We start from the raw sequence: 3,487 nt of genomic DNA, 5'->3' as shown, positions 1-3,487 counted from the left end.
GCGAAAGTATGCAACGCGATCGCTGATGCCAGCGCCACGGTGCGTCTCCAGTTGAACGGCTCGCGGCCGGTGTTGTCAGTCTTTGAGGCCATCAGTCAATTGCTAAACCCAACAAAAGTGTTGCCCATGCGGAGGGGACGATGCATCGGTCAAAGCCCTGCATCACCCCGTCCGTGGAGCAGAAGTTAATCAAGGTACACTAGCGAAGCTGTTTTGTATAGCCCCGGTTCAGGTACCGAAAAGGCGATTTTATTCAATGGTTTGCGTCGGTTTACCGTGTCGCTTTCTTGAGCCATGCCTTGGCCTTGGCTTGTGTGGTCGGATCCTTTTCCGCCTTCTTCATTGCGCTGATCGCGCCGGACTTGTTGCCCATGGAACGCTCTGCTTCAGCGATCACCATGTACGCTGGGCCTTCATGCTTGAGACCCTGCTTGATCGCAGCTTCTGATGCCTTGCGCGCTGCGCTGTCCTCATGCTGGCTCAAAAGCAGTTGGGCCTGTTGCAACTTGACTTTGCCGTCAGGTGCATCTTGCGCGGCCTTGCCGTAGAACGAGATGGCTTCATTGATCTTGTCACTGAAATACGCCGCGTCGCCCTGGATCTTGTTGCTTTCGTAACCGGGCTTGAGTACGCCCTTGGCGATGCCTTGCTTGATGATACTTACGGCTTTTTGTGCCTCCGGCTTCGCATCCTTGGCGTCCTGTGCCTTCATGAGATGCAGTTTGGCCAGTAGAACGTAGTCTTTGCCTTTTTTCAGCAGGCCCTTGGTCTGTGCCTGCTCCATCAATTTCGTGGCTTCGTCGTAGTTCCCTGCGCTGACCATGAGTGACACGGCGTTGTGCAAGGTGGTCATGTCATCGGGGTTCTTGGCCAATTGCGCCTTTGCGGCCGCAATCGCTTCGGTGGTATTGCCCGACTCGGCATAGCTGGCGGCAAGAACCTGGTTCCAGGTCTCTCTCGGCTTGTCGGTCATGGACTCGGCTTTCTTGATCGCGGCGATAGCCTTGTCGTATTGCCCCAATCGATAGTAATCAACGCCCTGGACCCCGTAGGAATCCGCCGTTTGCAGTTTTCCTTCCTGACGCCATTTGTCGATGATATCGGCCGATTTCTGGTACTGCTTGTTGACCATGTAGAACTGGGAAAGCTCGTATTCCAGGTCAAAGTAGGTCTGGTTCGGCATGACATTCAGTGTCAGGGCCTTTTGCAGCATCTGGATAGCCTTGTCTACATGGCCCTCCTTGTAGGCAATGTTTCCCATGATCTGCAGCGCCACGACCTGCGCATATTTGGATTTGCTGGCCGTGCCGTCCGCATAGGGCTGCAGCACCTTCTTTGCCGTGGCGTAATCGTGTTTGTTATAGGCCTTGGAGCCCTTGTTGATGGTGTCGGCATCCTCCTGACTGGTCAGGTCGAGCTTGGGGGCCTTGCGCGTTGCATTGGGGTACTTCGACTGTTTCTTCTCCCCACTTTTGTTGCTGCCATGGGCCATGGCTGATCCGCTGACCATCATCAGTGCCACGGCAGCAGCAAACAGGATCTTCGAAAACGATGCCAACCTCATTTTCCACCTCGTCTTTCTTGTGGGCTGCGTGCGCATGGCGTGCAGCGAAGGGGTCAAGGGTACCCGCACTGGTGCAACAAGCTCAAGTCTCCCTGACTCGGGCCCGTGCAGTCCCAGGATGTTGAATTTACTAAATTTTTACATTATGCGCTTGGCGGGCTTCCATGACGCCCACCCCTGCGGGGCTGGATATTCAGCCCGGGGCGGTTCCGATCAGATATCGAGGTTGCTGACATGCAGTGCATTGGTCTCGATAAATTCGCGTCGCGGTTCAACTGCTTCGCCCATCAACATGGAAAACATCTGGTCAGCCGCAACCGCGTCCTCGATACCGACCTGCAGCATGCGGCGTGTGTCTGGATTGACCGTGGTTTCCCACAGCTGTTCCGGGTTCATTTCACCCAATCCCTTGAAACGCTGGATGCTTCGGCCCTTCTTGGCTTCGGCCAGCAGCCAGTCGCGGGCATCAACGAAGCTGGTAATCCCGCGTGAGGCATTGCCACGACGCGCCTCTGCGCCTTCCTGGATCATCCCGTGCAGCTCGCGAGCCAGATTCAGGATCGGGCGATATTCCAGGCCGGAAAAAAAGTTCTGCGCAAGCACCCACGTGTGCTCCAGACCATGCTGGTTGCGCATGACGACGATGGCCGCCGGCTGATCCACGGTGGCCGCGTGCAGTTCCAGGGTGAAACGTGGCCTTCCCAGCCCACTCGCAGCCAGTCGAGCGGACAGCCCCTGAAGCCAGGCCTGCATGGCGGGTGCGTCGTCCCACAGCGTGGGTTCCAGTGGTGCATATTCCAGCATCGCGGTCCAGACCTGCGTATCGCAGCGGGTATTGAGTCGCATGATCTGGGTCAACGCGGTCTGGTAGTCACGCAACAGTTTTTCCAGCGCTTCGCCGGTTATCGGCGGTGCTTCAGTCGCATAGACGAGGCTTGCGTTTTCGACGGCATTGGAAATCAGATATTCGTTCAGCGCCGTATCGTCCTTCAGGTACAGCTCCTGCTTGCCCTGCTTGATCTTGTACAACGGCGGCAGACCGATATAGACATGGCCGCGTTCGATCAATTCCGGCATTTGCCGGTAGAAGAAGGTCAGCAGCAAGGTCCGGATGTGCGACCCGTCGACATCGGCATCGGTCATGATGATGATGCGGTGGTAGCGCAGCTTGTCCGGGTTGTACTCGTCCTTGCCAATGCCGGTACCCAACGCCGTGATCAGGGTGCCAACCTCGACCGAGGACAGCATTTTGTCAAAACGGGCTTTCTCGACGTTGAGAATCTTGCCTTTCAGGGGCAATACCGCCTGCGTCTTGCGGTTGCGTCCCTGTTTGGCCGAACCTCCGGCCGAATCACCCTCGACCAGGAACAGTTCGGACAACGCCGGATCCTTCTCCTGGCAATCGGCCAGTTTTCCCGGCAAGCCGGCAATGTCCAATGCGCCCTTGCGCCGTGTCATCTCCCGCGCCTTGCGCGCGGCCTCGCGTGCACGCGCGGCATCGACGACCTTGGACGCGATCGCCTTGCCCTCGGCGGGATGCTCCAGCAGGAAATCACCCAGTTCCTTGTAGACCACCTGCTCGACCACGGTCTTGACCTCGGACGAGACCAGCTTGTCCTTGGTCTGCGAGGAAAACTTCGGATCCGGTGCCTTGACCGAGAGCACTGCGATCATGCCCTCGCGCATGTCGTCGCCAGACAACGTGAACTTGTTGTTGCGGGCCAGGCCTTCCTTTTCGATGTAGTTCTGCAGCGTACGCGTCAGTGCCGTGCGAAAACCGGTCAGATGGGTGCCTCCGTCGCGCTGCGGGATGTTGTTGGTGAAGCAGAACATCGTTTCCTGATAGCCATCGGTCCACTGCATGGCCAGCTCGACGGTAATACCGTTTTCCTCGGCACTGAAACCAATCACGTTGGGGTGCAG

At 57.3% G+C, this 3,487-nt stretch carries 2 protein-coding genes; both read right to left on the bottom strand.

Going from position 1 to position 3,487, the window contains the following annotated elements:
* Positions 1 to 271 precede the first annotated feature (271 nt).
* Positions 272 to 1,558: a tetratricopeptide repeat protein gene (locus PF446_RS06955; RefSeq protein ID WP_298070563.1), complete on the bottom strand. Its 1,287-nt coding sequence runs from the start codon at positions 1,556 to 1,558 to the stop codon at positions 272 to 274.
* 219 nt (positions 1,559 to 1,777) lie between these two features.
* A partial coding sequence (locus tag PF446_RS06950) for a DNA gyrase subunit B (RefSeq protein WP_298070561.1) occupies positions 1,778 to 3,487 on the bottom strand: 1,710 nt, incomplete at its 5' end.

Origin of the sequence: Oleiagrimonas sp. (genome assembly GCF_027858935.1) — a bacterium.
Classification (GTDB): domain Bacteria; phylum Pseudomonadota; class Gammaproteobacteria; order Xanthomonadales; family Rhodanobacteraceae; genus Oleiagrimonas.
Note: the sequence above shows the minus strand (reverse complement) of the source record. Positions and strands in the feature narration are given on the sequence as shown.